General features: G+C 61.3%; 21 protein-coding genes and 3 pseudogenes. 21 read left to right on the plus strand and 3 right to left on the minus strand.

What is annotated here, in order from left to right; all coding sequences use genetic code 11:
• Positions 1–96: 96 nt before the first annotated feature.
• Complete coding sequence (locus ACW4E8_RS35490; RefSeq protein WP_456808792.1) at positions 97–528, plus strand: HU family DNA-binding protein; 432 nt, start codon at positions 97–99, stop codon at positions 526–528.
• 38 nt (positions 529–566) lie between these two features.
• Here the strand turns inward: ACW4E8_RS35490 and ACW4E8_RS35495 are convergent.
• Positions 567–1,534, minus strand: a pseudogene (locus tag ACW4E8_RS35495) (DNA-binding protein); the annotation flags it as partial.
• A gap of 73 nt (positions 1,535–1,607) precedes the next feature.
• On the opposite strand from ACW4E8_RS35495, the pseudogene ACW4E8_RS35500 reads away from it, so the two are divergent.
• From ACW4E8_RS35500 to ACW4E8_RS35525, 6 genes and pseudogenes are all read left to right on the plus strand, one after another.
• Positions 1,608–2,001: pseudogene (locus ACW4E8_RS35500) on the plus strand (aldehyde dehydrogenase family protein); the annotation flags it as partial.
• Between the two features lie 101 nt (positions 2,002–2,102).
• Positions 2,103–2,939 (plus strand): annotated as a pseudogene (locus tag ACW4E8_RS35505) (IS4 family transposase); the annotation flags it as partial.
• Positions 2,940–3,333: 394 nt separating this feature from the next.
• Positions 3,334–3,468 (plus strand): hypothetical protein, encoded by a 135-nt coding sequence (locus ACW4E8_RS35510; protein WP_456808772.1) that lies wholly within the window; start codon positions 3,334–3,336, stop codon positions 3,466–3,468.
• Between the two features lie 145 nt (positions 3,469–3,613).
• Positions 3,614–4,264 (plus strand): lasso peptide biosynthesis B2 protein, encoded by a 651-nt coding sequence (locus ACW4E8_RS35515; RefSeq protein WP_456808773.1) that lies wholly within the window; start codon positions 3,614–3,616, stop codon positions 4,262–4,264.
• Positions 4,265–4,472: 208 nt separating this feature from the next.
• Entirely contained in the window at positions 4,473–6,008 is a 1,536-nt protein-coding gene (locus tag ACW4E8_RS35520; protein ID WP_456808774.1) for an asparagine synthase-related protein, read from the plus strand.
• Between the two features lie 52 nt (positions 6,009–6,060).
• A complete protein-coding gene (locus tag ACW4E8_RS35525) occupies positions 6,061–7,836 on the plus strand; it encodes an ATP-binding cassette domain-containing protein (RefSeq protein WP_456808775.1) in 1,776 nt (591 codons plus the stop codon).
• A 1,027-nt stretch (positions 7,837–8,863) separates the two neighbouring features.
• Here ACW4E8_RS35525 and ACW4E8_RS35530 read toward each other — a convergent pair.
• Together ACW4E8_RS35530 and ACW4E8_RS35535 are read right to left on the minus strand one after the other, a co-directional pair.
• Positions 8,864–10,243, minus strand: coding sequence for a sensor histidine kinase (locus ACW4E8_RS35530; protein ID WP_456808776.1), 1,380 nt, complete (start codon positions 10,241–10,243; stop codon positions 8,864–8,866).
• 66 nt (positions 10,244–10,309) lie between these two features.
• A complete protein-coding gene (locus tag ACW4E8_RS35535) occupies positions 10,310–10,918 on the minus strand; it encodes a response regulator transcription factor (RefSeq protein WP_456808777.1) in 609 nt (202 codons plus the stop codon).
• Between the two features lie 186 nt (positions 10,919–11,104).
• Between ACW4E8_RS35535 and ACW4E8_RS35540 the strand changes: the two genes are divergently transcribed.
• From ACW4E8_RS35540 to ACW4E8_RS35605, 14 genes are all read left to right on the plus strand, one after another.
• The gene (locus tag ACW4E8_RS35540; RefSeq protein WP_456808778.1) at positions 11,105–12,289 is read left to right on the plus strand and encodes an efflux RND transporter periplasmic adaptor subunit; all 1,185 of its coding nucleotides are present in this window, start codon (positions 11,105–11,107) and stop codon (positions 12,287–12,289) included.
• Positions 12,290–12,291: 2 nt separating this feature from the next.
• On the plus strand, positions 12,292–14,265 hold the full coding sequence (locus ACW4E8_RS35545; protein ID WP_456808779.1) for a MacB family efflux pump subunit: 1,974 nt from the start codon (positions 12,292–12,294) through the stop codon (positions 14,263–14,265).
• A gap of 5 nt (positions 14,266–14,270) precedes the next feature.
• Positions 14,271–15,668 carry a TolC family protein gene (locus ACW4E8_RS35550; protein WP_456808780.1) on the plus strand — a complete coding sequence of 466 codons (1,398 nt, stop codon included), beginning with the start codon at positions 14,271–14,273 and terminating at the stop codon, positions 15,666–15,668.
• A 685-nt stretch (positions 15,669–16,353) separates the two neighbouring features.
• Positions 16,354–16,674 carry a hypothetical protein gene (locus ACW4E8_RS35555; RefSeq protein ID WP_456808781.1) on the plus strand — a complete coding sequence of 107 codons (321 nt, stop codon included), beginning with the start codon at positions 16,354–16,356 and terminating at the stop codon, positions 16,672–16,674.
• A 342-nt stretch (positions 16,675–17,016) separates the two neighbouring features.
• Positions 17,017–17,235, plus strand: a complete 219-nt coding sequence (locus tag ACW4E8_RS35560; protein WP_456808782.1) for a hypothetical protein — start codon at positions 17,017–17,019, stop codon at positions 17,233–17,235.
• The gene (locus ACW4E8_RS35565) at positions 17,235–19,340 is read left to right on the plus strand and encodes a DNA topoisomerase (protein WP_456808783.1); all 2,106 of its coding nucleotides are present in this window, start codon (positions 17,235–17,237) and stop codon (positions 19,338–19,340) included. The genes ACW4E8_RS35560 and ACW4E8_RS35565 overlap by 1 nt, the downstream gene beginning before the upstream one ends.
• Before the next feature lie 3 nt (positions 19,341–19,343).
• Positions 19,344–19,778 (plus strand): hypothetical protein, encoded by a 435-nt coding sequence (locus tag ACW4E8_RS35570; protein WP_456808784.1) that lies wholly within the window; start codon positions 19,344–19,346, stop codon positions 19,776–19,778.
• Positions 19,768–20,451 carry a lytic transglycosylase domain-containing protein gene (locus ACW4E8_RS35575; protein ID WP_456808785.1) on the plus strand — a complete coding sequence of 228 codons (684 nt, stop codon included), beginning with the start codon at positions 19,768–19,770 and terminating at the stop codon, positions 20,449–20,451. The genes ACW4E8_RS35570 and ACW4E8_RS35575 overlap by 11 nt, the downstream gene beginning before the upstream one ends.
• Positions 20,452–20,480: 29 nt before the next feature.
• Positions 20,481–20,768 carry a hypothetical protein gene (locus ACW4E8_RS35580; protein WP_456808786.1) on the plus strand — a complete coding sequence of 96 codons (288 nt, stop codon included), beginning with the start codon at positions 20,481–20,483 and terminating at the stop codon, positions 20,766–20,768.
• Entirely contained in the window at positions 20,765–21,190 is a 426-nt protein-coding gene (locus ACW4E8_RS35585; protein WP_456808787.1) for a VirB3 family type IV secretion system protein, read from the plus strand. Before ACW4E8_RS35580 ends, ACW4E8_RS35585 begins: the two co-directional genes overlap by 4 nt.
• Positions 21,075–23,555, plus strand: a complete 2,481-nt coding sequence (locus tag ACW4E8_RS35590) for a VirB4 family type IV secretion/conjugal transfer ATPase (protein WP_456808788.1) — start codon at positions 21,075–21,077, stop codon at positions 23,553–23,555. Before ACW4E8_RS35585 ends, ACW4E8_RS35590 begins: the two co-directional genes overlap by 116 nt.
• Before the next feature lie 12 nt (positions 23,556–23,567).
• Entirely contained in the window at positions 23,568–24,206 is a 639-nt protein-coding gene (locus ACW4E8_RS35595) for a type IV secretion system protein (protein ID WP_456808789.1), read from the plus strand.
• Between the two features lie 31 nt (positions 24,207–24,237).
• Complete coding sequence (locus ACW4E8_RS35600; RefSeq protein ID WP_456808790.1) at positions 24,238–24,468, plus strand: hypothetical protein; 231 nt, start codon at positions 24,238–24,240, stop codon at positions 24,466–24,468.
• A 41-nt stretch (positions 24,469–24,509) separates the two neighbouring features.
• Positions 24,510–24,995: type IV secretion system protein (locus ACW4E8_RS35605; protein ID WP_456808791.1), on the plus strand; the 486-nt coding region annotated here is incomplete at its 3' end.

Below are 24,995 nucleotides of genomic sequence, written 5' to 3' on the forward strand. Positions count from 1 at the left end.
CCGCCCTTGCGTGCCTGGCAGCATTTGCTATGCTTCGCCGGTGCGCTGCTTGCTGAATCCAGCCTGCAGGCGCGCATTTCAACCAAATCTACGACTATGGCCACGAAAGCAAAACCAGTAGCAAAGACTGCAACGAAGACCGCTGCAAAAAAGGCTGCACCGGCAAAGAAGGCCGCACCGGCCAAAAAGGCTGCTGCGGCTGCACCGGTCGCTAAGCCGCTAAAGGACACCTTCAACAAGTCGAGCCTGCTGGCGCACCTGGTCGGCCAGACCGAGCTGGACAAGAAGACCGTGCAGACGGTGCTTGCCCACCTTGAGAACACCATCGTGAGCGCGATCCACAAGAAGGGCGCAGGCGAATTCACCCTGCCGGGCCTGTTCAAGGTGGCGGCCATCCAGGTGCCGGCCACAAAGAAGCGCTTCGGCAAGAACCCGTTCACCGGCCAAGACCAATGGTTCGCGGCCAAGCCCGCATCGGTCAAGGTGAAGGTGCGTCCGCTGAAGAAGCTGAAGGACGCCGCGTTGTAAGCCGGCTGCAGTCCCGGCCGCTGGCTGGACAAAAATTTTTTATTGTCATTGTTGCCGTCGCTGCCGTCATCCGGGTTCGGGGCGGCGGCCGGCGCGCCCTGCCTTTCATCCTGTTGTTCGTCCAGTTATTCGCCCGACTTGTCGCTTGGCTTCTCAGTCGGCGACGGGCTCCCGGCCTTGCGCCGCCGTCCACCTCCACTCTCCCGCTCGGGCGGCGCCACCCGCAATTGTGCCAGCGCGGCTTCGGCGCGGTCGGCCCGGCGCTGCGCCGTGGCCTGCGCTTCGAGCCGGGCGCGGGCCTCGGCCACTGCCGCGTCGCGCGCCTCGCTGCACGCCGCCACTAGCTCCGAACGCAAGCCTTCGGCGGCCCGTTCGCTCTTCTCGCGCGCAGTGCGCTCCGCGTACAGTTCGCGCATGCTACGTCGCTCGCTGGCCTCGGCCCGTTCTTGGGCGAGGGTCACCTGCTCGCGGGCGCGTTCCAGCTCGGTCGAGAATTGAGTGCGCAGCTCCGCCAGCTGCCGCGCGGCGGGGTCCAGTTCCGCCCGGCCCGCTTCTAGCCTGGCCTGGGTCGCGGCGTGGGCCTGGCGCTCCGCGGCCAGGTCTGCCTGCACGGCCTCGTGCGCCTACCGCGCCTCGGCCAACTGCGCCGAGCGGACACTTCCTCCCGCATCCCCGCAGTCTCAGCCCGGGCCACATCGCGCTCGGCCTCGGCAGCGCTGGCCGTATGGTGAGCCTCGGCGCGCAGCGTGGCCAGCTCGCCGGTGGCGGCTTTGTTGGCCGCCTGCCAGATCGTCTTGATGGCCTCGGCGGCAACCTGTTTCAAGTTGTCCGGCAGGTCCGGATGCTCGATGGCGACGCGCGTGCGTCCCCGCAGCTCCTGCCAGAACGCCTGCAGCGCCTCGGCGGGCGTGCCCATACAGCCCTTGCGCTCCACGTTGTGGAGCTTGTTGGCGGTAGGCGTAACACCGTAGCGGGAGAACAGCAGGCCGCAGACCTCGCGGTACAGGGGGTCCCTTAGATTCCCATGGGGGTTTCGGGGCGATGGCTGCCTGAAACTCGCATGGGAATCTAAGGGACCCCGGCAAGGCTTGGAGGAAGGCACCACCCGGATGGCGGGTGGGCCGGAGGCGCCGCCACATCTGCCGCGGGATTACTTTGTTCGGCCCGCCGTGTTCGGCAACGTGAGCCGTGGCATGACCGTTGCCCCGGGAAGAGATCCTCGGGCCGGTGCTGTCCATCCTGGCGGTCGAGGACGAGGACGAGGACGAGGACGTCTGCGTCGCCAATGACAGCGTCTATGGACTGGGCGGCGGCGTCTGGTCTGCGAACACGGCCCGGGCCCGACGCGTGGCGAGGCGAATGCGAACCGGCCAGTTCGATAATGGCCGCGCCCTCAACCTGCTGGCGCCCTTCGGCGGTTACAAGCAATCCGGCAACGGCCGCGAGCTGGGGCGGGCCGGCCTCGAGGAATTCCCTCGTCGTAGCGACGGCAGCGGCGGTAGGCCGCAAGGGAGCGGGACGCATCGGATGATCCTCCATCGATCAAGATCGTCGGCCGCACAACGTGACCGGATGGCCACCGCAGCGGAATCAAGGAAAGCGTCCGCTGGATCGAGAGGTACGAACGGGTTGCAGATCAAGCCGCGCTGCTGCCCCCAGACACGGCTGGTGTACGTACGTAACGGACCGCGAGGGTGACATCGCCGAGCCGATGGCGCGCGCCCAGGAACTTGGCCAGCCGGCCGACTGGCTGATCCGCAGCAAATACAACCGCAACCTTGCTGAGGCGGGCAAGTTGTGAGCTAGCATCGACGCTAGCCCGGTACTTGGTGAAGTCACCTTTTATCTTGCCAGGGCGTGCGGGCCAGAAGGCGCGCGAGGTTAAACAGGAGCTACGCGTCCATGTGAAGCTGCCGGGTCTGGCCGGCCCGGCGCTCACCTGTGTAGAGGCCAGGGAGATCGGAGCGCCCGCCGGCGTCAAGGCAGCGGTTTGGCGCTTGTTGACGAACCGGGAAGCACAGGACGTTGACGCTGTCATCGAACTCCTCGACTGGTACCGAGCCCGGTGGGAGATCGAAATATTCTTCCATGTCCTGAAGACGGGCGGCAAGGTCGAGGCGCTGCAACTATTGCACATGGATCGTGTGGAGCGAGCCTTGGCGTTGTATATGGTGGCGGCGTGGCGCATTGCCCGTTTGATGCGGTTGGGCAGAACCTGCCCGGATCTGGATGCGTCCCTGTTCTTCGACGCCGACGAGATTCGGGAGGCATACCTGCTCGCTAAGAAAGCTCGCCCGAACACACCTGACACACTCAATCAGATGATTCGGTTGGTTGCTTCCCTGGGTGGGTTCCTTGGGCGCAAGAGCGATGGGGAGCCCGGCGCCAAGACGATCTGGATCGGCATGTAGCGAACCATGGACGCCGCACTCACCATTCAGGCACTGCGGGAAGAATCATGACTTCTGTATAACGAGATGGGCTTTGGGGGAGATTCCGAAGAACTCGCTATTCTTCGCATGATCCACTATTGCGAAATGACATTCGCATCTGAGATGCTCGCCTCGTTTATTCAATTCCCATCACAAATTGCGATTTCGCAATACAAATCTGCCTTCTACAAACCGAAGCATTAAACACACGCGCATTCTTGCAAAGTAGTATATGAAATCCAGCAAATACACATTGCAGACTCCAGGTTCAAATCATATTCTTCCAAGTGCCTCTCTTAACTCAATAAGGAGCTGACAGATAATCTAGGTCAATTCGCATTCGATCCCGATCTTCATCCGAAAGGAAATCAGCATGCATTTCAATCACGACATCATGGAAGTTCTGAAGTCAGACGACTTCGAGACGATCAATGCAACGGATAGCACGCAGGGAAAGGCCGGCGGCGCGATTCTGGAGAGCCTTTCGTGGGTCTACCAATTCAAGTGATCCTCGTCTAGAAACGGTGCCCTTCGGGGCACCGGGCCTGACGGACAGACCGCCAAGACACGGCACGGCGCCTCGACATGCCATCGCATGTGGGGACAACTCGGCGATACTGGGATATGCCGACCATGAATGCGATGAAGATGGCATGACGGAGAACATTCGATTTGCGTGGTTCGAAGATCAACTGATCGCGCTGAATATACTTGACGACACCTATACGGTTCTCTCAGCGGAACAATCCCGCAGACTGCACCTCAGCGCAAAGGATAGGGCCGAAACCATCGCGCCCGATGCGCTATGCAGACCGACTCCGGATGATTGTGCGGTCCAGTCAATCGTCAACAGGGTTGAGCGCCACTACACCGGCGTCTCCCAGAACTGCTGGCATCTGACGAGCCACGATGTCTCCTTTTCCCACGGCGCGGTGCTTGTAGCGCACGCCTTGATGACGTTGCACACCGTGCATCGGTGCTGCGCGGCTGAGCGCCTGGCGGGGCTGAAGCACCTCATAGAGCAAAAGCGGGAACGGCGGCGCTTAACATCAGGACGGGACATCGATGACCTCGTCAGGTCACTGAATGCTGCCTGCATGCTGTATCCCAGGAAAACAAAATGTCTCGAATGGGCTGGCGCATTGCTTCTCCTTGGCTTTCGATACGGATTTGATCTGCGACTTGTCATGGGCGTACAGAACCGCCCCTTCTATGCCCATGCCTGGGTCGAGCATGAAGGGCGGATCATCGGCGACGAGCCTAGTTTGCGCAATCAGCTTGCTGTCATTCTGGAAGTCAACTGAGAGTCGGATCACCATGGCATTTGTTATACTTCAACCCGACGCCCCGCGAGCGGACGGAGAACGAGCATCGGGACACTACACTTGGTCCACCACTCGCGGGCGCATCGCCGATTTCTGCCCGTCGGCACACACCGATCCATCGACGTTCGGGGAGAGCCCCGAAGCATGCTGGGCCATCTCTGGTCGGATATTCTCCGGCGACAGCGGAATGCCTGCATCGGCTGCCGATGTTGTGGAAGTTGTCCTGCGAGCTCCAGAAGACATGAGCCGGCGGTTCTGGGGCCCCTACTTTGTCATCGTCTACGACAAGCTCCGGAATCGGTTCCTGATCCTCACCGACCCTTGCGGTCAGCATCCGGTGTTCTATCGTCTCGCCGCCGATGGCACCCTGCATGTCGGGAACCGGATTGCCGATTTTGCAGCGATTGGTGACGCAGCGCGCGAGCCGGATACCCGCTTTTTGCATCAGTTTCTCCTCCATGGTTGTGGTGACGCAACGAGAACCGGGTGGAGCGGCATTTCCTTGCTGCCACCCGGGCAGGCATTGTGCTGGGCGCGCGTTGACGCACCGGAACTGTTCCGCGCGTGGTCACCCTGGCGTTGGGGGACGCAGGCCGATAACAGGGAGTTCGTGGACTTGCTGACGATGGTGCATCGGTCGATGTTGCGTGACCGGGATGCGATCGTTCTAGAGCTCTCCGGCGGCGTAGACTCTACCTCGCTGGCGGTTGCATTGCGGCGAGCGGAACTGCACAGGCGAACGATGGCAATCACGCACTTCGATCCCATGCGGGTGTCTTCCAATGAGGTATCGATCGCCAGAAGTGTCGCAGAATCCTGCGATATCGAGCACAGGACGTATCCGCTGCTGGCGCGGTTGCCGTTCACTTCCGTCGACTGCTTGCGGGTCGTTGCGCGCCCCACCACGAAGCTGTGCTTCCTCGCGCGTGAAGATGACATGGCAGGACGGGGCTTTCCCGGCAATGACGGTGTGATGCTGAACGGCCACGGCGGCGATTCGCTGTACCTCGCACCACCACCGTTCTGCTTACTCGTCGACACGGTATCCTGTCTTCGCATGGCGCGCGCTGCGTCCGCGCTGATAGCGTTGTCGATCCAGTACCGTCTGCCGATCTGGAGCGTCCTCAGGCTTGCGGGTAACGGGGCTGCCGAGCATCTGCGCGGCGCGTTTAGCCAGAAGGCGCAGGCAGTGGTTCAGGGGGAACAAAACGAGCGGCCTGTCGCAGGTTTGTACGACGACGTGTTGCCGGATATCTCATTGCGACTGAAACCTGGCAGGCGCCATCAGATAGCGGCGCTGGCCGCGATCCTCGATGACGCGCTCGTGCAATCCTACCCGTCGCACAGCCGGCCCGTCATGCCGTTCCTTTCCCAGCCCATCGTGGAACTTGCTCTGCGAACAAGACTCGAAGAGACGTTCTCTGCCGACTACAATCGACTCAACGTGCGGCAAGCCGTCTATCGTGCGTCGAGATTGCCGAACCTCTGGCGAACCGACAAGGGCGACATCATGCATGCTGCCCTGCAGGGCATCACGGCGAACCACGCGCACGTTCGGGAAACCTGTCTCGACGGCTGGTGCGCATCCGCAGGGTTCATCGATGTCGACGGCATGAGCAAGATCATCAAGCGGGCGGCACTGGGATATCCGACGGGCTTGATGGAGATCACCCGAGTATATGCCGCGGAGATGTTCGTGCGCGGCCTTGACGGTAAGGTGTGACCAAACGGCTCCGCATGACTGCCGCGCGAAGATGTAGCTCTAGGACATGACGATGCGATTCGCTGCCGTACTATTCAAGGACTGGATATTCGCCTACAAGATCACGGTCGCCAGATATCGGGCACTGCCGGTCCATTTCATTGGGGCTACCCTGTTCGTCGCCGTTGTCGCAGGACTTTCCACGCTTGTTCCGTACCTCTTGAGAGAGGCAACCAATGCGCTTTCGGTGGATGGCGCGCAACGGCCCGAAGGTTATGCGATCGTGCTTGCCGGCGCATACGGGCTTGCCTGGACCGCGTCCAGCGCATTCGAATGGATAAAGAGCATGATTTCTGCGGCTGTGCTCGCACGATGCGACGCGGCATTCCATCACGTCATGTTTGCCCGTCTCATTCGCGTAGACTATGCACGCCTGACGGATGAAGATCCCGGCAAGCTCGTTTCGGTCGTGACACGAAGCCGGGCAGCCTTCAGCGCAATCACGTTCACGGTGTTCTGGATCATCGTGCCCACCGCGCTGCAGCTCCTTCTCTCGAGCGCCGTACTGTGGCGGCTGACCAATGGTACGTTCGCGCTCGTTTTCGTTTTTTCTATGCTCGCGCTCTTTGCGGCGACATGGTTTCTTGCGAGCAAGAGCAAGACCGCCCACGCGGAGATATTCAGTGGTGCCGACATGCTATCGAGCCATCTCGTCGAGAAGCTCGGCTTCCTGTTCGACATCAAGCTCAACAATGCATACCGGAGGGAAGATGCGGCGCTGCGCCGGATTCTCGACGTCTACGTAAGCAAGCTGTCGCGCGGCAATGCGCGCCTCGCGCTCCTCCTCGCCGCACAGGCGGTCTGCACCGGGCTGTTACTCACCCTGTTTACCGTAACCACGGCCCAGGGCGTGACGCAATCGGCATTACAGGTGGGCGATTTCGTCATGATTGTCGGTTATGTCGTCGCACTGGCGATGCCATTCACCGCGCTGGCGGGCTCGCTGTCCGACTTGCGCCGCAACCATCTCGCGCTGCGCGAGGGCTTCGGCATCCTGGATCTGCCGCCCGAACGGCATGAATCCAACAAAAACTTCGACCTCTCGGCGCCCGATGTCTATCGCCTCGAGCATTTGGAGGTGACGCACGCCGGAAGGCAGATTCTGCGTGATGTGAACATGACGATCAAACGCGATGAACTTGTCGTGCTCACCGGCCCGTCAGGCGCGGGGAAATCGAGCCTGGCGAACCTGATGCTCGGACTTGCGCGCCCCACATCGGGAACGGTGTCCCTCTACGGCGCAGACGTCGGCGATATGTCCGTCAGCGACATCGCGCGCGAGATCGCTGTCGCTCCGCAAGCGCCCATGATCCTGACCGGAACACTCAGAGCGAATCTGGCATACGGCTGCGACAGCCCGCCGTCCGACGCATATCTGCACGATCTCGTTGCGTTGCTGGAACTGGAGGAACTCGCCAGTGAGGGACACGGAAACGTGCTTGATCGGGAATTAGGAATCCAGGGAAGGGCACTATCTGGTGGGGAACGCCAGCGTGTCGCGCTAGGTCGCGCGCTCGCGCGCCGCCCGTCCGCCGTCATTCTCGATGAACCGACTTCATCGCTTGACGTTGGGCGCGAAGCACGGATTTTCGCGCGGGTCCGGGAACAAGTGCCAACGTTGATCGTGATTACGCACCGTCATGCACTGCTCGAAGTAGCGGATCGTGCATATCGGGTCGAGAACGGCCGCGTGCATGAGTACTCCGGTAAGCTCGCCCTTCGTGAGCCAGCGGATTCCGATCTCACTGCAGTGCAGGCGCGAGAGCCGAATGACCCTCGCGAGTCATAACCCTTGTCTGCCCCCGTTTGATTTCGCTGCCGGACAACAAACGGTCGCTCACGCCCGACGCACAGCGAGCCATGAACAGAACCTCACGCCCCTGGCGCTACGCGGCCGCCGACCAGGTCACCGTCGTCATGCCCGCCACACTCGCCTGGCACTGAATCGCGCGGGACAAGCAGCCGCAGTACCTGACCGCAGAAGTCCAGCGCGGCGACATGGAAACGGGCACGGCACAGGCGTCCAGACAGGTCGACGTCTGCGCAGGTCAACGACCAGATCCAGTCCGCTCGGCGATAAGCTCCAGAAAGGGACAATGGCTCGCGCAGACCGACCCAGTGGCCCACTGAATGAAGTGCGGCAGAAGGAGATTCACGAGTAGGACCTCATCGCCAGGAGGCTCGCGACGGCCGCGCGGCTCGCGCAAGCCGACCTCAAGTTCCGCCGTCAGTGGGAGATACTGGCGGACGACAGCTCGCGGCCCTGGTTGCGATCGGATGCGTTCTGGGACGGGCGCAGCGCCCCGCGGCCCGCCAGTTGTCCCGCTGACAGCCGGTCAGACGACAACGTCCATTTTGATATATGCAAGCGAATCTGCTGGCAAGCCTGACATTCCCGCTTCAGAAAGCAGAATACCGCCTCCAATTGCCGCCATCCTCTTCTCGATCCACGAGAGGTAGCAAGCGTAAATTTTCGAGTTGCCACAACAAAGTGAACCGTCCAGAATCCATCGCGATCACACTGGATGTCTACTTCATAATCGCAGTGAAGTACGCCGAGTAATCGATTCAGTTCCGGCATAGTGATGAAAGACTCGACGAGTGCCACAGAGCTTGATGACATGGATACCTCACTAGAGCCAGACACGGAGCTTCTACATCAGAAACCGCATCAACGTCAAAGACTGGAGCGCAACGGATACACCCTTGCAGTTCGACCTAGGCGGCAACACTAGACCCGCCCCTGGTCAGACTGGTGCGTAGAAAGGAGCCCACGCGCCCCTGCATGGGCCCTAGAAGCTCAACCCGCCCCTTCTTCAGCCTTCGTTCTCGAAGATGTGCTCCACTAGGTGGGACACCATACTCGCCAGCGGCAATCTCACCGTGACGACCAGTCCCCCGTCGGCACGGTTGGCGGAAACGAGGGTTCCCCTGTGGCTGCTTACAGCACGGCTGGCAATCGCCAACCCCAATCCGTAGCCCTGCCGGCTCAGGCCATTATGAAGTCGAACGAACGGCTCTTGCATCCGACACAAGTCGGCCTCTTGCACACCCGGGCCACGGTCCGCGATCTGCACTACCACCTGGTGCGGATCGGCGTCCACCGATAGGCTGACCTCAACGCTATCGCCCTGTGCGGAGAACTGGATGGCGTTGCGGATAATGTTCTCAATCGCGCGGCGGATGAGTTCCGCGCTACCTTGCATCAGCGTTTGTTGTTCCGTTTCGATCCGTGCTACCAGCGCGATCCCCTTAGCCTGGGCCTCGAAGCTTGCATCGGCTACGACAGCATCCACCAAGGCGCGCATATCGAAATATGCATCAAGTTCCGATTCGCCGCTTTCACGCCGGGACAGAGACAACAGTTCGCCGACCAGGTCGTCCAGCCGCTCCAATTCCGATTCGATGCGCTGCAGTGGCTCCGTGGGGGTGCGCGCATCCTGGCCCGCCAGCGCCACGGCGAGACTCAACCTGGCCAGCGGCGAACGCAGTTCATGGCTGACGTCGTGCAGTAGCTGATCACGTGCCAGCACCAGTTGCTGCAGCCGTTCGGCCATGCGATCAAAGTCGTTCGTGAGATCAGCGATCTCATCGCGGCACCGGCCCATTGAGGGCTGCAGCCGGGTAGTGAGCTGGCCATCGGCCAGCCTGCGAAACCCGTTGCGCAACCGCTGGAACGGTCGACTCAGGTACCAGGCCAGGATCGCGCTGAACACTAGGCCGCCCAGCGCGGCCGGAATCGCCCACTCCACCTCCAGGTAGAACCTGAAGAGTTCCCTGATGCTCCAAGAGCCTGTCTCCGGCGGCAGCGTGTAGCGGAGCTCCCATTCATTCGACTCAGGGTCGACCGCATGCTTGACCCAGATATCGCGCCGTTCCTGGGGACCCTCCTCAGGTTTGGCCACGCGCTTCGCTTCAACGACCGTCAACAGGTTCCATGGCTCGTAGCCGCCGGGCCAGTTCGAATTCTGTGCCTTCCAGCTTTGCGACACCTTCTTGAACTTCGCCATCCCGCCTGACTCGATTGCCAGCTGGGCCGCGGACAAGTGGTAGGGAGCGACGATCTTAGCGACCTCCCGATTCATCCGTAATCCGTCCCCCCACCGCACAGCATAGGCTATCGAGACGGCATTGAAAATAAAGAGGTTGGTGATCCAGAACCCAAGAAGAATTTTCCAGAACAAGCGCAATTTCACTATTCCACCTTTATCCAATAGCCGACTCCGCGGACTCTCTATTTCAAATGTCTCGAGCGCCTTTGGTCAGCAGCTTCTGGTGCTGATATGGACGTCCAGGCTGCGATCATAGGGTTCGCGTCGGCGCCCCAGCGCTTCCAGCGTGAGATCATCTTTTGATCTCACTGCACCGTCGACCCGCATCAGTGATTCCAGCACGTTGAATTCCGATGCGGTCAACTCGATTGGCCGACCATTCCAGATGACTTTCCTACTGCTCGACGAAAGGACCAAGCCCCGAATCGAGACCTTTTCAGAGTGGTCCCCAACTCCGCTCAACGGCCGCCGGCGCAGAACGGCACGCACACGCGCGACTAGCTCCCGCGGATCGTAAGGTTTTGGCACATAGTCATCGGCCCCCATTTCCAGCCCTACCACCCGGTCCAGCTTGTCGCCCCGCGCAGTCAACATAATGATGGGTACGTCGCTACGCCGGCGGATCTCGCGCAACGCATCGATGCCGCTCAAAGTTGGCAGCATGATGTCCAGGATGACCGCATCATAATTTCCGGACAACGCAGCCGTCACCCCTGCCCCACCGTCGCCAACGGTAGTCGTGAAGAATCCCTCAGAGCTGAGATAAGCCGTGAGCATCTTGCACAGGTCCTCATCAACATCCACCAACAGTAAGTGCAAGGCCAAGCCTCCTTCAAATGGTGAGGACTCGATAATAGTATGTCAGGGATCCCACAGAGGAAGCCTTTACGCAATCCTGACAATACGTTTTCGCTGCCCTAGCCCAACGAACCTCTCCTTCCGGATCAAATACAAGGCAACCAGTTCTTACAAGCGCTCTTGCGTGATTTGCCAATGAGAAGACCATTGTCGGGAGCCGTAGGCACTGCCACGGCCGGTGTCCTGATCATCGCTGCGGCGGCTTACTTCGCTTCGAATGAACACGCTGGAAAGCAGGCATCCGAGCTCATCACCGCCGAAGCCACGGTGCAGCCGATCGAACGTACGGTACTGGCCAGCGGTTTGCTGGAGCCCGTCAAGCTAGTGAGCGTCGGCGCTCGCGCTACCGGCCAGGTTATGAAGCTACACGTCAAGGTCGGAGATACCGTGAAGGCCGACCAGCTGATCGCGGACATCGACTCGCAGCCGCAACGTAACGCCCTGAACAAGGCCGAGGCCGCGCTGGAGAACGTGAAGGCGCAGCGCCGAGTACGTCAGGTCAAGCTCCGTAAGGCCGAGCTCGTACTCACCCGCGAGCGCAATTTGCTGCAGCTTGACGCCACGCCGCGCAACAGTTACGAAAATGCCCTGACCGAGCGCGACGCGCTGTTGGCGGAGATTGCGTCGCTTGATGCCCAGATCAAGCAAGATGGTGCGGCCGTGCAAACCGCGCGCACCGACCTGAGCTACACGCGGATTACCGCGCCTATGAGCGGTGTGGTCGTCGCGGTGGTTACCGAGGAGGGCCGCATGGTCAACGCCAACCAGTCCGCCCCGACCATCGTGATGCTCGCCGACCTGAGCGTAATCAAGGTAAAGGCTGAGATATCGGAAGCAGACGTGACGCGGGCGAAGCCGGGCCAGAACGTCTACTTTACAGTGCTCAGCGACCCGGAGAAACGCTACCACGCCAAACTGCAGTCGATAGAGCCGGCGCCAGCTTCTATCGCCTCCAAGGCCGAGCAATCCACAGCTGGGACAAGCCAGCAATCAGCAGCGACCAAGACCGCCATCTATTACAACGGGCTGTTCGAAATACCGAACCCAGACGGCGAACTGTACCCCCTGATGACTGCACAGGTCCACATCGTGCTGGACGAAGCCCGTGACGTCGTGACCATCCCCGTGACCGCCTTGGGCGACAGGCAGCCCGACGGCACCCGAACCGTACGAGTCGTCGATGACAGGGGAAAGGTGGCTGCTCGCCCGGTCCAGGTGGGACTGAACAATGGCGTTCGGGTGCAGGTCGTTTCTGGCCTTCAGCCTGGGGAACGCGTGGTGATCGGGGATGCCGCCAGTGCGATACCTAGTGAAACCACTTGGGGACAATAAACATGCCCACACCGCTGATCCAGCTCGATGTCGTCTGGCGAGAATTCACTGCGGGAGAGCAGACTGTTGCCGCACTTAAGAATGTGTCGCTGCGCATCCAAGCCGGCGAGATGGTGGCCATCGTTGGGTCCTCCGGCTCCGGCAAGTCGACGCTGATGAACATCCTTGGCTGCCTGGACCGCCCTACACGCGGCGACTACCGCATCGCCGGACGTTCCACGGGCGGCCTCCGGCCTGAGGAGCTTTCGCGGCTACGTCGCGAGCACTTCGGTTTCATCTTCCAGCGTTACCACTTGTTGTCGGACCTGACCGCGGCGGGCAATGTCGAAACTCCCGCGATTTACGCCGGTACACCTGCCGCGCAGCGCAAGCGCCGCGCGCTCGACCTGCTCAGGCGGCTGGGCCTGGGCGAGCGCAACCACCACCGTCCCGGTCAGTTGTCGGGAGGGCAACAACAACGTGTCTCCATCGCCCGCGCCCTCATGAACGGCGGCGAGGTCATCCTCGCCGATGAGCCGACCGGTGCGCTCGACAGCCGCAGCGGCGAAGAGGTCATGCAGATCCTCAAGGAACTGCACGGCGAGGGCCATACGGTCATTCTGGTCACCCACGACATGAAGGTAGCCCAGCACGCGGACCGAATCGTTGAACTGGCCGACGGGGAGATTGTCACCGACCGTCCGGTATTGGCCATGGGATCGACGGAAAGGCACATGCCAGCGATCAGGTCTTTTGAGCCACACGGCAGCCGCACCCGCGCATCACTACTGGCACTCAAGGATCGCACCTTTGAGGCGACGCGCATGGCAATGATTGCGATGGCGGCGCACCGCCTGCGCACTTTCCTCACCATGCTAGGCATCGTCATCGGCGTGGCGGCGGTGGTGTTCGTAGTGGCTGTTGGCAAGGGATCTCACCAAAAGGTACTGGCCGACATCAGCGTCCTCGGCACCAACACGATCAACATCTGGACTGGGCGCGGCTGGGGCGACCTGGATGCACAGCGCGCCATTGGGCTAAGCCCCAGCGATGCCGAGGCCCTGGCGCTAGAGCCCTATCTGGCCGGTGCCACGCCGATAGCCCAAGTTTCACTGACCGCCCGCAATGGGAATGTGTCCGCCACCGCCGATGTCATAGGCGTCAACGAGCAGTACTTCGGGATCATGGGGATCCGCCTGGCGGCTGGCGCCAACTTCGACGCCGATGCCGTCACGCGCCGCGCCCAGGATATTGTCATTGACCCTGCGGCCCGCAAGACCCTGTTTCCCGATGGCGAGGACCCACTGAACAAGATCGTCATGCTGGGCGGCGTGCCGGCACGCGTGGTCGGGGTGGCCGCGCCCAGCGCCACGCTCACCCGCTGGCCAGGCCAGAACCTAAGGATCTTCGCGCCCTACACCATGGTCACCGACCGCATCAGCGGCAAGACGCGGCTCGATAGCATCACCGTCCGCGTCAGGGACGGGGCCTCGCCGGCTGCAGCGGAGCACGCGATAACACGCCTGCTGAAGTGGCGTCGCGGGAACTCAGACATCATGACCCAAAACTCGGACGAGGAGCGCAAGGCATACGAATCCACCTCCGCGACGATGACACTCCTGAACTCGACCATCGCGTTGATCACGCTGTTTGTCGGCGGCATCGGCGTCATGAACATCATGCTGGTATCGGTCAATGAGCGCACCCGCGAGATCGGCGTGCGTATGGCCGTCGGCGCGCGCCGCATCGACATCCTGCACCAGTTCCTGATCGAGGCCGTGCTGGTAAGCCTGATCGGCGGCGTGCTAGGCATCGCGCTGTCCTTCGGCATCGGCTGGCTGTTCACCACGTTCTCCAGCGCGTTCACGCTGATTTACAGCGCCCAAGCCATCGTCGCCGCTTTCGCCTGCGCATCGCTTATCGGCATCGCATTCGGATACCTTCCGGCCCGCAACGCAGCACGCCTCGATCCCGTTGTGGCTTTGGCCCGGGAGTAATGAACATGAAGAACCGCCAGACGCTCACCTCAGCACGCTGGGTGGCAACCAGCACGGTGCTGATCCTGCTCGCGGGCTGCGCCACCCGCACGCCTTTCAAGCTACCCGAGAGCGGGCTTCCCGAAAACTGGAAGCAAGGCGCCATTGCCGACAAATCCATAGGGGCTGCCCAGGTAGCACCGGTGCCCGCAGCACTATTGCAGGACACGCAACTGCGTCTCCTGCTGGTGGCCGTGGAGAACAGCGACCGGGGGCTGGCCGTTAAAGCGCTCGAAGTCCGCAAAGCGCAACTGCAAGCAGATCTGGCAGGTAATGCGCTCTGGCCCCAACCCACAGCGGGTGCGGGCAGTACGCTGCTGGGCGGCGTGCCTACGTCCCGCAGCTACGAGGTGAGTACATCGCTGGGCTATAAAGTCGATCTGTGGAACGAGCTGGGAAAGAAGCATGACATCGCGACTAGGGAGGCTCAGGCCACCGACCAAGCCCTACGCGATCACCGCATCACGCTCCTGGCAACGGCTAGCGAGTTGTACTTTCGCTTGGGTCGGCTCAATGACAGCATTCGTCTGAACGCCGAGAACCTCAACAACGCGAAGCGCACGCTGACGTTAGTGCAGGCCCAATACACCTACGGCGCGGCTTCCGCGCTGGAGCTAGCCCAGGCGCGTCAGGCGCTACAGGGTCAGGAGGGTTCCTTTGCTAAGCTGGTCCAGGACCGGCTGATAGCACGCAACGAACTGTCGGTTCTGGGCGGCGGACAAAATCTGTCGGCATATGAACCCAGCGCATTGCCAGCCTACGACGTCGCACCTCTACCCGCAGGGTTGCCGGTCTCACTGCTATCGCAACGCCCAGACCTGCGAGCCACTGAAATGCGCTTGAGGAATACACTAGAATCCGTCGACGTGGCGCGCGTGTCGTTCTACCCTACCATCTCCCTTGACGCCCGCACCGACCTGCTGCGTGTGCTGTCGGACCCTATCGGCACGCTGACCGCAAATATCGCGCTACCCTTCCTCAACATCGGCAAGGCCCGGCTGACGACCGCAGTGGCGCAGGCCGAGTTCGATAAGGAATCGCTGAAGTTTCAGCAAGCTCTGCTAACGGCATTCACCGAGGTCGACGACGCACTCTCCGCCGGCGTTCAGCTTCGCCAGGCAAAGACGCATCTCGGTGCCACCCTGGAGGACGCTCGCATCGCCGAGCGCCTCTACGAAGCGCGCTACCGGGAGGGCACGGTCGCGTTGCGCGACTGGATCGAGGCCCAGGACAAGCGTCGTCAGGCGGAGGAGGCAGTGATCCAAAACCGGTACGACCGTTATACGAACGTCATCACGGTTCTGAAGAGGCTGGGAGTTTCCATCCCTATCGAACAAACGCGGGCGTCGGACAGTAGCGAGTAATTATCGAAACATGCGCACCGATTTTATCAGCATTTATCTAGATCGACACCATTGGCTTTCAGAATATTCATGATCATTTTCCATTTACAGTAAAAAGCCGCCTTGCTTATTAATTCCAGGCTTATGTGTGTAATGTCCGGTTTTATCCCGGCATACCCCCTACTTTGGTGAGGAGGCTCGAAGTGAGCTTCGCAATCACCACGAAGATGCTGCTGGAAAGGTAGCCGGCAAGCCTCCCGAGCAAAAAAGGGGGAGGAGCGACTTAGCCGAAGAAGCGACCCGCCGCGGTGTTACCAACACCGCGGCGGGCCTGACCATAAGCGCCACAGCTTTGACAGAGACGACACAAATGGCTGCAAGTATTGTAGTGCAAGCGCCAGGCTCTCCCCGCGCATGTAGGGGGACAACGCGCGCCCTCCCCCGGGATGTTGTGACGGTCTGCCGCCGGCGAGGCCTTCGACATGGGGATTTTTCGACGAAACAGGCGTTGATCACGTTGGGCGTTCTGGCGCTCTTTTCGGCGCCCTGCAGGGCAAGCTGAGAGAGCAACGCCGTGTTTTCGTTGACCTCGGTGCCGCGGATGGCTTCTACGCGGTGGGCTCCGAGGGTCGAGCCAAGCTGATGAGTTGGTTCCATCCTCCGCCGAAGCGATAACAACGGCTCGCAGATTCCTGGAGTACTCACAATGACTATCTCTCTGCCTGTGCGCGTGAATGTATCACTCTGCGTCTTAGGCTTGCGCGCGAATCGTAATCGCGCCCCCCGTTGTCGAATTCTATTCGTCGTTGTCGTTGCCTCGGTTCTCTCGGCACTCGCGCCGCATGCATACGCCAGTGAATTTGGCTGCAAGGTGCTGCTGTGCCTGGCGAACCCGAACGGCCCGAAGGCGGCCGACGGCTGCGCGCCGCCCATCGACCAGCTCTACAGCGATCTCCGCAAGGGCCGGAGCTTCCCGACCTGCGACGAAGCGGGCAGTGCGTACGCGATGCAGGGCTATTCGTGGTAGGACCCGTGTCCCACCGGCACGACGGTATTGGGCGCGGGGCAGTCGGCGGTGCTCGGCGGTGCAAATGGAACGTCGACGACGTTATATCAGGGCGCTCGAGATAGCGACGGCACAACGAGCGCTGGCAGCCCACCGGGCGTGCAAATCTGCGTCGGCAACCTGATCGGCTCGGTGGCTTCATACGGGAATGACAATGGGGGCTACTCGGAGACAGACATTTACAACCGCATTGTGACGATGAACCCTGCGAACTCTCCGCGGTACATCGACGCTTTCATCGACAGCCAGCTGTATCAGCGCGTGCACTGGTAAATCGCCAATTACCGCATTGGGAGCCTTCACATGCATCTCACTCAAAAGCAAATAGACGAGCTTCACCGCTCAGCTGAGTTCGGTGGCGAGTGCCTGGATCGCGTCATTTCGCGCATCCGCGACGAGAATCCGGCGGCCTTCCACACCCGCGACACATTGTGCGAACGCGTCTTCGTTGATCAGCCGTTGCGCGAGGAGCCATGCATGACCTTCTTGCGCTTTGCCGTCAAGCACGCCGAGGCCGCGTAATGAGCCGGCTCTTCATAGCGGAGAAGTCGAGCCTGGCGCAGGCGGTCATCGCCGTGCTGCCGGGAACGCCGCAGCGCCAGGGCATCGCCACGCAGGTGGGCGATGACTACTTCGTGCCGCTCGCTGGTCACGTGCTCGAGCAGGCCATGCCCGACGCCTACCTGCCGGACAATCTGCCGCGGACCAGGAACGGCAGCAAGGTATGGCGCGCGCAGGATCTGCCGATCGTGCCTCAGCGGTGGATTCTCAATCCGCGGGAAGACACCCAGCGCAACCTGGAGGCCATCAAGGCCTTGTTGCCCAAGGTGGGCGAGGTCGTCAACCTGGGCGACCCTGACGCCGAGGGCCAGCTGCTGGTGGACGAAGTGCTGCTGTTCCTGGGCAACCGCAAGCCGGTGCGCCGTCTGCTGGTGAACGACTACAACGCGTCCAAGGTCAGGGAAGCACTTGCCAACATGCGCGACAACGAGGAGCCGCAGTTCCGCGGCTGGTATCAGTGGGCGCTGGCCAGGTCGCACTGCGACTGGCTGTTCGGGCTCAACATTACGCGCGCCGCCACATTGCGGGCGCGAGAACTCGGCTTCGATGGCGTGCTGCCGGTGGGTAGCGTGCAGACTCCCGCGACAAAGATCGTGGTCGATCGTGACCGTGCCATCGAGAGCTTCGAGCCGGTGGCACATTTCACCATCGAGGCCAGGCTGCAGCACGCCAATGGCGCGTTTGCCGCCCGCTGGCAGGCCAAGGACAACCAGGCCGGCCTGGACGAAGAGGGCCGGCTGATTTACGGTGCGATCGCGCGCGGCCTGGCCGGCATGTTGCCCGGACAAGCCGCTGTCATCACCAGCTACGAGAAGGCGGAAAAGCCCGAGGCGCCGCCGCTGCCACTCTCGCTCAATGAGTTGACGGTGGCGGCTTGCCGCAAGTTCGGCTTCACTGCCAAGGAAGTTCTCGATGCCGCACAGCAGCTGTATGAAGTCCTCAAGGTCACGAGCTATCCCCGCACCGAAGTGCGGTATCTGTCCGAGGCACAGCATGGCGACGCGCCGGAGATCCTGGCGGCGCTGGTGCATAACCTGCCGGGCATGACTCCTCTCATCGCCAAGGCGAATCCCGCGCTGAAGTCGGCGGCGTTCAACGACAAGAAGGTCGAGGGCACCTCGCACCACGGCATTGTGCCGACTGTGGCAAAGGCAGATCTGTCGAGTCTGTCTCTGCTGGAACGCAGTATCTATGACCTGATCGTGCGCAGCTACCTGGCGCAGTTCTTCCCACACGCGATCTTCCTGAAGACCAAGGTCAATGTCGAGTGCGTCGACGAAACACTGACCGCTAGCGGCAAGACACCGGTGTCCGCCGGCTGGCGCGAAGTCTATGCGCCGGCCGACGAAGAAACGCCTGGGGGCGGCGAAGCCGGTGAGAACGGGGCCACAGCTAGTGACAGCCAGACGCTGCCGGCCATGGCGCAGGGTGATGCTGCGCGTTGCGAAGCCGCCGAGCTGCAGGAGAAGCTGACCAAGGCGCCGGCGCGCTTTGATGAAGCGTCGCTGATGGCCGCCATGATCGACCTGCAGAAGTACACGACCGATCCCGCGGCCAAGGCCCGTCTCAAGGCGGGCAAGGGTATCGGTACCAGCGCCACGCGCGCAGGGATCATCAAGGAGCTGCGCGAGCGCGGTTTCCTGGTTCCGGTCAAGGGTAGCAAGACCAAGCTGGAGAGCAGCCCGGTCGCACGCGAGTTGATCGATGCGCTGCCGAGCCCGGTCAAGGATCCAACCATGGCAGGCATGTTCAAGATCGCCCTCGATGCGGTGGCCACCGGTGAGATCACGTACGCGCAGTTCATCGAGCGCAACGTCGGCTTCATCACCAAGGTGGTCCAGGGCATGCGTACGGCCACGATGCGCTTGCCACAGGCGGCGACGGTCCTCTGCCCGAAGTGCCAGGGCGGGCAGCTGCGCCGCATCAAGAAAGCAGACGGCGCCTTCTGGGGCTGCTCGAACTATCAGGCCGAGCCCAAGTGCGCGGCCACGTTTCCGGACGCCGGCGGTCAGCCGGATTTTGCGGTCAAGGCCAAGCCGAAGCGCTTTGGCTTCAAGAAGGGGTAAGTGATGACCCGGCACATCCATGCGTCTGCTTATCAGCGTCGGCCGGTCGAGATCCGGCTCGGATGGGATTCTGCCAAGCAGTACCACACCCTCTGCGTCGGGCATGCCGAGCCACCAGAGGCGCCCAGGCTGGCGGTGTACAGCCATCTTACGGATCCCCAGGTGACGCGCTACTCGGATCTCGTCTACTACCTGCGCAAGCTCGCGTCCTTGGGGTTGTCCATTCCCAAGCGCATGACCCGCGAAGCGGCGATGGATGCCGCGCGCAATACGCGATATAGGACAGTCATCTACGAATCCGATGGCGAGATCCTGTCCGATGTCCCCTGCGAAATCGCCACCGAGACAGCCCTGCAGGTTGCCGGGCACTCGGTGATTAGCGGAGCCACCCGCAAGCGCAAGACCACGTTGCATCACGAGGTCCGCCATGGTGCTTGATCTGGGAAGCCTCGCGCAAGAGTGCGCACCCAACACGCATGTCGCGACGCTGCACGCGGTGGTGCGCACTGAATCGGGCTTCAATCCTTTCGCCATCGGCGTGGCGGGCGGCAGGCTGCAGCGCCAGCCCGCCAACAAGGCTGAGGCCGTCGCCACCGCGCGCGCCCTGCAGGCGGCTGCCTGGAACTTTAGTGCCGGCCTCGGGCAGGTGAACGTCTCCAATCTGCAGCGCTACCGCCTGGATCTGGACTCGGTATTTGAGCCCTGCCAGAACTTGCGCGCCAGCTCGGCCATCCTGGGGGAATGCTACGGCCGTGCGGCCGCCCTGGTAGGCACTGGTCAACCTGCGCTGCAGCGTGCCCTGAGCTGTTACTACAGCGGCAATTTCACCCGCGGCTTTGTGGCGGAAGGCAAGACCAGCTATGTGCAGCGCGTGCTAGCCAATGCGCCGGTGCCGGCGACCGGCATCCCAGCGCCAGCCGTCCAACCGATTCCGGTCGTACCGGGTTCCCGGCAGCCTCGATCCGTTCGTCCGCCAGCGGTGCCCGGCCGAGGTGCCGGCATAGCCGGCATTCACCCCACTGCCGTCCAAGCGGACGTCGCTCCCGTAGCGCCATCCGTACAGGACGGCAGCCCGCCGCGTGCCAAGTGGGACGCATTCGACGACTTCTGACCTTTCCCATCGCTCTCAAAGGAAACCCTATGCGCAAAATCTCTCTTCTCCTGGCGGCCATCGCACTTGGCCTGCTGTCACAAGCAGCATTGGCCGGTGGTCTGGACGCCGGCACGAACGCTGCCATGAACTTCAAGATCTGGTTCTACGGCTTTCTCGGCATCGTGGCCGTCATCTACCTGGCCTGGAAGGGATTGGAGTGCTGGGGCGGACGTGGCAACTGGGTCCATGACTTCGGTGGTGCCTGCGCCGGCGTGGCTGCGGTCGGTTCCGTGACGGTGCTAGTGCCCTGGCTGTGGAACCTGTTCAGCTCATGAGCGACAAAAAGACCTACCCGGCCTACGCCGGCTTGGACCGCACCGCGGGGATCTGGGGGATTCCCCTCATGCCGCTATTGGCCATTGTCTGCACGGCCGTCATCTTGGCCGTCGTTGGCGGCGCGGTCTTCGGGCCGGGCGGCCTGCTCTTCGGGATGCCCGCTATCCCGGTGCTGCTGTTCTTCAAACACATCTGCGAAACGGACGACCAGGCGCTGCGCATCCTCTACCTTGAGGTGCGCTGTGTCCTGGACCGTCGCAATGCCAAGTGCTTCGGGAACACGTACACGCTCACACCGCTGCGTTATGGCCGCCAGCTTGCGGACGCGGCACGCGCGTTCGTCACGGCGGCCAAGCCGACTTTCGTGTCGCGCACGTATGCGCGCCTCGCCAAGGAGAACCGCTCCTATGTTCATCAGTGACCTGCTACGGCGCATGCCGGCTGTCGAAGACAAGCTCCCGCGCATTGGTTTGCCGGTCTCGCCGACTGTGACCAGCTTCGAGGATGGCAAGGTGATGCTGTGCATGCGCCTGGCCGGCATGCCGTTCGAGTCGATCAACGACGCTGTGATCCAGAACGAGTTCGACACGCTGAACCGGATCCTCGCCGCGCGCGCCATGGACAAGGGCAACCGGCTGGCGATCTGGACCACATTCTCGCGTCGGCGAGCCAGATTCGACCAGGCGTGTGTGTTCCGAAACGCATTCATGCAGCGCTTCGCGGACAAGTACATGGCGCGCTTTCGGGACGGCAAGTACTTCGACAACGCCTTCTATATTTCTTTCGTGCTGCGCGTCGAAGACCTGGAGGAGGGCACTGCGGAGATGGAGGACCTGGGAAGCGCAATGGTCACCGCCCTGCAGACCTATGACCCGGAGATTCTGGTGACCGAGGAACGCAACGGCATCCTGTTCTCCCAACCCTATGCGTTCATCGGCGAACTCATCAATGGCGTGGATGAGCCCATTCCGGTCACGACGGCGGCTGGGCGTTCGTTGATTCCCAGCGCTCATCTGCACTTCGGCTATGACGTGCTGGAGATCCGCACTGGTGGCGCCACCAAGTTTGCCACGTGCTACGACCTGAAGGACTTCCCCGAGTGCAGCTGGGGCCAGCTCAATGCGCTGCTCGCGTTGCCGGCCGAGTTCACGATCACGCAGTCCTTTAGCTGCCTGGGCACCTATGAGTCCAAGAAGGCAATCGACGCGCAGATCAACAAGCTAACCTCCGTCGGAGATGGGGCCACGAAGCAACTGGCGCAACTCAATCAGGCGCAGGGCGAGATCAGCGGCCGCGAGTTGGCGTTCGGGGATTACCACGGCGCGCTCGTGGTCTACGGCGACACGGCACAGGACGCACGCGACAACGGGGAGCTGGTGTCGGCGCGCTCCCTGAACCTGTGCGGCGTTCGTTGGATCAAGGCAAGCCTGTCAGCGCCAGTGAGTTACTGGAGTCAGGTGCCTGGCTATGCGCGTAAGCCGCGGCCGATGATGAAGTCGACGCGCAACCTGGCGGCCACCTTCAGCATGCACAACTACTCGTCGGGCAAGGCCCGTGGCAACCCGCTCGGCGACGGCTCAGCCGTCATGCCGGTGCACACGGTGGCAGAGGGGCTCTATCACCTGAATCTGCACGCCTCGCGCGAGAAAGAGGACAACCTGGGTGAGAAGGTCGCCGGTCACTCCACGTTCATTGGTGCGACAGGGGTCGGCAAGACGACCATTCAATTGGCGGTCATCGGTTTCCTGAGCCGCTTCAACACCAAGATTTTTGCGCTCGATGTTGACCGCGGGATGGAAATCTTCATTCGTCACATGGGCGGCGAGTACTTTGCCATCAAGGCTGGCGAGCCAACCAGGCTGGCGCCTTTCGGCCTACCGGACACGCCCAGGAATCGCGAGTTCCTGTACGACCTGGTAGGCGCGTGCGGCAGGGATCAGGACGGCAAGCTGACGGCGGACGAAGAAGCGCAGATCAAGACCGCGGTGGATACGGTCTATCGGATCGAGAACGTCGGCGAACGACGCTTCAGCCGCATCCTCGAGTCGATCCCGAACATGGGTATCGACTGCCTGGCGGCAAGGCTGGCCAAATGGTGCTATGCCACAGACGGGCGCTTTGCCTGGGCGCTGGACAACGCGCCCAGCGAGATGCACGACATCAGGGTCGATGTGATCGGCTTCGATGTGACGGACTTCCTGAAGCCGGGCTACGAGCCGTCGGAACCAATTCTCGCCTACCTGCTGCATCTGAAGGACCTGATGCAGGAGAAGGGAGGGTTGCTGGCCACCATCATGGAAGAGTTTTGGCTGCCGGCGCAATTCCCCACCACGCAGAAGATGATGTTCAAGGTTCTAAAGACGGGGCGCAAGGCGGATGAATTCCTGATCCTCGTCTCCCAGTCACCGGAGGACGCCATCAACAGCCCGATCTGGCCGGCGATCCGGGACCAGTGCGCCACCAAGGTGTACCTCGCCAACCCGGACGCGGAGTACGAGACCTACAAGCGCTGCAATCTGACCGAGAAGGAGTTCGCTGAGCTGAAGAAGCTCTCGAAGCAGTCGCGGACGTTCCTGGTCAAGCAGGGCAACCAATCCGTGTTCGCAAAGCTGGACCTGTACGGCTTTTGGGACGAAATCGCGGTGCTTTCCGGCAGTACGGAGAACGTTGCCATCTGGGAAGAGATTTGGAACGAGCACAGCCCGAACCTGGAGCTGTGCACGAAGCTGTTCCAGGAACGCCGCAAGGGCAAGCGCGACCCGGGCGAGGCCGCCGCCGCGGCGTAACGCCATACCAGTGTGCTGGCCTTTGCTGTATCGGGGCTGCCTGGCCCGGCCCACGCCCAAGGCATTCCGACCATCGACGTGGCCAATATCGCGCAGGCAATCCTCATGAATCAGAGCTTGCAGCAGCAGGTCACAACGCAGGCACAGCAATACCAAACGCTTGCCTCGCAGCTCGCTGCACAGACAGGGAATCGTGCGCTGGGTCAGATCCTGAACGACCCGAGCCTGCGCAACTATCTGCCAGACCAGTGGCAGTCGATCTATGACCAGGTGAAGAGTGGTCAGCTGCAGGGCATCAGTGGCGCTGCCCAGCGGATCCAGCAAGCTGAGGGCATGACGGCTTCGACACCGGGCCAGCAGCGCTACATCGACGCGGTGGGCGCCAACAAGGCCATGTCGATGCAGGCGTACGACGCGACGCTAAAACGGCTGCAGAACATCGAGGGGCTGATGCGACGCTCTGACCTGACGCAGGACCCGGCCGAAAAAGCGGACCTGCTGAACCGGCTGAGCGCCGAGAACGCCATGATCCAGAACGAACAAGTTCGCCTGAACCTGATGGCCAAGCTGCAGGACGTTGAGGAGCGACTGGCAGCGAAACAGGCATCAGAGGAGCTGCGAAAGAAATTTCTCGCGCCCGCTTCGTTCTGAGGTGGATATTTCAAATTAATAGGAAGTCAACATGCAAAAGACCATCACCGCTGCAATGATTCTCCTGACGTTGTTCGTTGGCGCTTGTGGCGAGAGCCAAGAAGAAAAGAATAAACGTCAATCTGAGGAGCTTAGAAAGAAATTCCTTGCGCCGGCCTCTGAGTCTGAAGTTAATCGGTTGCTTGAAAAGCAGTACCCGAAAAGCACGGAAAAAATCGAATCCCAGCGCGAACAAAGACGTGCCATGGGCCTCTCAAGTTGAGCACTGGGTTGAAGAATAATAATAATAATCGGAGAAACAACGTGATAGCCGTTTTCCAAAAGTTATTTGATAGTTTTGACGAGTCTGTACTTGGAACGATCACGACAGGTTCAGCCAATATCATTTCGCTGATCAGTCCGCTGATGGCCGTTTTTTTCTCCATCTACGTCATGCTCGTGATGACTTCCTACTGGCGGGGCTCCACCGACACGCCGATCATGGATTTCTTTATGAGAATGGCGAGCTGGGCGATCATTATCACGGCCGGTATGAACGTCGGCTATTACTCGACCTATGTCGTGCCCTTCTTCAAGGGTATCGGGGAGGATATTGCGAAGGCCTTGGTAGGAGATCATTCGACGGCAAACGCGCTTGACACGCTGCTTTCTGCCTACATCGACGCTGCCGTCATGGTGATGAATCAAGTCTTCGAAGCGGCGTTGTTGCATAACCCCTGGTGCCGGGCGGCGAGCCGAATGACGTTTACGCACAACAGTCATGGAGGCGCCCCTGTTAACTTTGCGTGG

It is taken from the genome of Cupriavidus sp. CP313 (assembly GCF_054072015.1).